Source organism: Limnohabitans sp. Rim28, assembly GCF_000293865.2.
GTDB lineage: Bacteria > Pseudomonadota > Gammaproteobacteria > Burkholderiales > Burkholderiaceae_C > Limnohabitans_A.
Map to the genome: position 1 here is coordinate 1 of NZ_ALKN02000032.1, position 4,303 is coordinate 4,303.

Sequence of the window (4,303 nt, forward strand, 5' to 3'; positions counted from 1 at the left end):
CAGGACGCTCAAGCGAGTACGGGCTTTTGGCTTGATCACTCGTACTCGGTTTCTTTGCAAAGAAATTTTTCACTCAACCTTGATTTTATTTTTTAAGGAAAAATCAAAATGGCAATTACTACATCACAAGCGCAAGGCCTCGTTCTTGCATTGTTCGGCGCATCCGCTGGTGGTCACCTGACCGGCTTGGCCGCAGCTTCGAGCGTCAACACATTGGCAGGTGACTTGTCCACCTCCGCTGGCCTGATCTTGGGCAAAGACCTGAGCAGCAACACCGCTTTCCGCGATCACGTCTCTGCCAACCTGAAGTTGACAGGCGACGCACTGACCGCAGCCAATGCTTGGTTGGATGGCCAGTTGAACGCCGGCGCCGCCCGTGGCGACATCGTTGCCACTGCAGTGACCTTCTTGGCAACTCTGGCTGACGAAACCAGCCCCTTCTACGCTTCTGCACAAGCATTCAACACCACAGTCGCTGCCGCAGTGACCTGGTCCACTGGCGCTGGCGCTACAGTGTTCGGCGTGTCTGCTCTGCGTGCTAACCAAGGCAACGTTGAAGTTGTCGCTGGTAGCAGCTTTGTGCTGACTACTGCATCTGATGCCTTTGTTGGTGGCGCTGGTAATGATACCTACACAGCAACATCTGCAACATTGGGTTCATCTGATGCATTGGTTGGTGGTGAAGGTGCCGATACCCTTAACCTCACTTTGACAGCAGCAAACGCTGCAGCCAACATTTCTGGTATCGAGACTATCAACGTTAATTGGAATGCGTTTGGTTCCGCAACTGTTGAAGCTGCAACGATTTCTGGTGCTGATATCAACCTCAGCTCAACAAAAGTTGGTTTCCTAGGTGCGGCAACAGTTAACGGTGCAGGTGCAAACACTGTGAACGCTGGCGCTGGCATGACAGGCGCACTCACTATTGCCGGCGCTACAACTGGTGTTGAAGTTAACGCAACAAATTCTTCATCAGTTTCCGTTACCGGTACTGGCGTTGCAACTGTGAACGCTGGCGCTGCTGTGACCAGTGTTACAACATCGGGATTCTCTGCCGCAACTATTGGTGCAGGCACTGCCACAACGATTGCGGTTACAGATAATGCGCGTACAACAGGCGTGACTAACCTTGTGACAAACGCAAATGCTGCAATCACTGCAACTCTGACTGGTGCATTGAACTTGACAGTTGGAGCGAGCAAGAGCGTTACATTGGATGATATCGGTACAGAGCTGACCGTTGAAGGTGCTGGTGATGCAACTTTGACAATCACCACGCTTGATGCCGAGATCGTTACTAACAACCTTGTAGGCGCTTTGACAATCAAAAACGCGGCAACTACTGCGCTAGACTTGGATGAAGTTCAAGCAGATACCATTTGGTTGACTGGTGCTAGAGCTGGAGCTGATACAGTAGCTAGCGGTGCAAACCTGAAGTATTCAGGTTCTGCTGGTGCTATTGACATTACTGTTGCTGGTTCAGGCACCTCTGACTCTGCGACTGCTACGCTTACAGCTGCTGCCAACACCTCTGTTACGTTGACAGGCGTTGAAACTTTGAACCTGCAAGCAGCAGCAACCGCTGTGTCCGGTACAGACCTGACTATCAGCACATTGGCTACCGGTGGCAATGATGTTGTTTTGGGCGGTGACAACGATGTTGTATTGACTGCTGTTACAGGTAACGGTGAAGTTGACGCTACTACTCTAAACGGCACTTTGACCGTCTCTGGCACAACAGCTAGCATCACTGTTTCTGGTCCTGCGGCTAAAGCACTCGCTTTGACTAGCACTGGTACCGCCACAAATATCGTAGCCAACGGTGGTTCGGCTGCAGATACTGTGACTGCGAGTGGTGTAACCACTGGTACAGTGACTGCTAATTTGGCTGGCGGTGCAAACACACTGACGGCTGCCGCTCTGACTACAGGTACTGTTGTCTACACTGGCGATGATGGCATTGATACTGTGACTCTTGGCGGCTCAGGTACTATCGAAACTGCTACGATCAACTTGACTACTGGAGCTGGTGCTGACGTTGTTACTCTCGTTGCTGCTGCTGCTGCAACATTCGCTGCGGCAACAATCACCGTTGCATCTGGTACCGGTGATGACAGCATCGCAATCAACGGTGGTGCAGTTAACGTTGCTGGCACTAGTATTGTTATTGATGGTGGTGATGGTACTGATACTTTGACTCTGGCAGATGCTACTGATCTCCGCCTTGGCTCAGTGACTCTTTCAAATATTGAAGTTATCCAACTTAATGGCGCTGCAGATAATTTGAATGCATATTTTCAAGCGTCTGACATCTCTGGTCAGGCTTACACAATGAAGGGTGATGGCGCTGGAGGTGGCTTTACTGTTACTGGTGGAGCGACTACGACAGCAATTGATCTCTCAACATTGACTATTGATCAGACATTGACAAAGGCTATTACGCAACTTGCTGTTACAGCAGCAAGTGCAAGTCAAGCTGTTGCAATTACTGCTACGGCTGTCGCTGATACGATCACAGGCTCTGGTTATGCTGACACTATCTTGGCTGGCAATGGTGCTGACACAATCACAGCTGGTGCTGGCAACGACTCGATCACGATTACGGAAACAACGGCCAACAGTGCAATTGATAATATCGTAATGACTGGTTTCGCTACCAATGGCGTTGATACGATCACCGGTTTCAAGACAGCCGTTGACACCATTACTCTGTCACTCACAGATGCTGGTGGTACAGGCGGCCAATCAGCTGGTTCTGCGGTAGCTGTTGAAAACTTGGCGACAGCACTTGCTGCAGGTGCAGCAGCATTTGATATTGCTAGCGCAATTGCTGTTACAGATGACATTGTTGAAATTTCAACAACTCTTTCGTCTTTTGGTGATCTTGATTTGGATGCGGGTGTGGACGGAACGCAGCTCTTGAAAGCACTGTCGTCTACCTCTGCTGCAGCTACTCAAATTACAACTGATTCAGATCACAAAGGTTATTTGCTGGCCTATCAAGATGGCAATGCATACTTGTATTACGTTGATGCTGGAACCGGCAACACTGCAGTTATTGCAAGCGAAATCAAATTGTTGGGCGTTCTGACAGGTATTGTTGCTGGTACTTTGGTTGCTGCCGACTTCTTGGTGGCCTAACCTCCCCCAACGGAGCCAAGTCTGCACCGCAAGGTGTGGGCTCTAGGTTTAAACCTACCGAAACCCCACCCTTCAAAAGGGGGTGGGGTTTTTTATTTCTTCAACGCAATCGACTCAGGCAACCGCATCAGCGCCGAGATTGCCGCCCGAATGATGGTGCAGGACTACCCCAGCAGTGCGACGGCTCGGGACTGTTTGGCGCGGGTCTTGGAGATGGGGGTGGTGAATGTCACCTGACAGGGAAGCCGACTTCTGGCGCGAACTGGTCTAGATAGATGCCGAGAGCTTAGGCTGGACACCCTTGGAGCCGGGTGTATATCATTACTAAGGCTTGCTTGGATCTGAGGTGCTGGTGGTTTAGATAATCCCGCTCAAGGGTTTGAATTACTTTTTTTAAATAGGGATGCGGTGGGCTGTAACATCGATTTATGAGATTTCTTATAACTGCAACAGCCGCCCTCATGCTCAGTGCATGTGTGACCACTGGCGGCGGTGTGGATACGGTCAATATTCACAACAAGTCGGCTACCCAAGTGGGTACGCAAATATTTAAAGCAGAAAAGTTGCCTGCACCAACTGTTCTGGTGATGCACGGTTGCGGCGGGGTGGACCAGCACCACCTAGATTGGGCCAAGCAATTGCAAGCATGGGGCTTCAACGCAGTGGTCATTGATTCATTCAGGCCACGATCCGTTTCTTCCGCTTGTACCAAAGCAATGAGTGTGACCCCTCTTCAAAGAGCAATCGATGCGCATTTGGTCGCAAAGTGGGTTCAGGGTCAAGAGTGGAGTGAGAAGAAGGTTGGTGCCATTGGATTCAGTCATGGCGGTTGGGCTTTGTTACATGCCGCAACCAAACAAGATCCGCAACGCGAGTTAGGCGCCTCTTATTTGACCAGTGCCGTGGCTTTTTATCCTTACTGTGGCTCAACATTCGGGTTTTTCAGTAGAGCAATACCGCTTCAAATTCACATGGGTCAAGATGACAACTGGACACCTGCAACGATTTGCAAGGATCTGGCACGCAATTGGGGCATGAGCGATAACTACTTTGAATATGCAAATGCACATCATGGCTTTGACCGCCTCAACACGGATCTTTTTGTAGATGGAACGGGTACGAGTGGCCCCGTTGCAAAGCGTATTCTTCGTTCCGATCCAGA

At 50.3% G+C, this 4,303-nt stretch carries 2 protein-coding genes; both read left to right on the top strand.

Annotation, left to right across the window (positions count from 1 at the left end):
• Positions 1-108: 108 nt before the first annotated feature.
• Positions 109-3,141 carry a hypothetical protein gene (locus tag B472_RS17125; RefSeq protein ID WP_019428485.1) on the top strand — a complete coding sequence of 1,011 codons (3,033 nt, stop codon included), beginning with the start codon at positions 109-111 and terminating at the stop codon, positions 3,139-3,141.
• Positions 3,142-3,602: 461 nt separating this feature from the next.
• Positions 3,603-4,303 (top strand): dienelactone hydrolase family protein (locus B472_RS16630; RefSeq protein ID WP_238147477.1); only part of this gene is annotated, 701 nt, incomplete at its 3' end.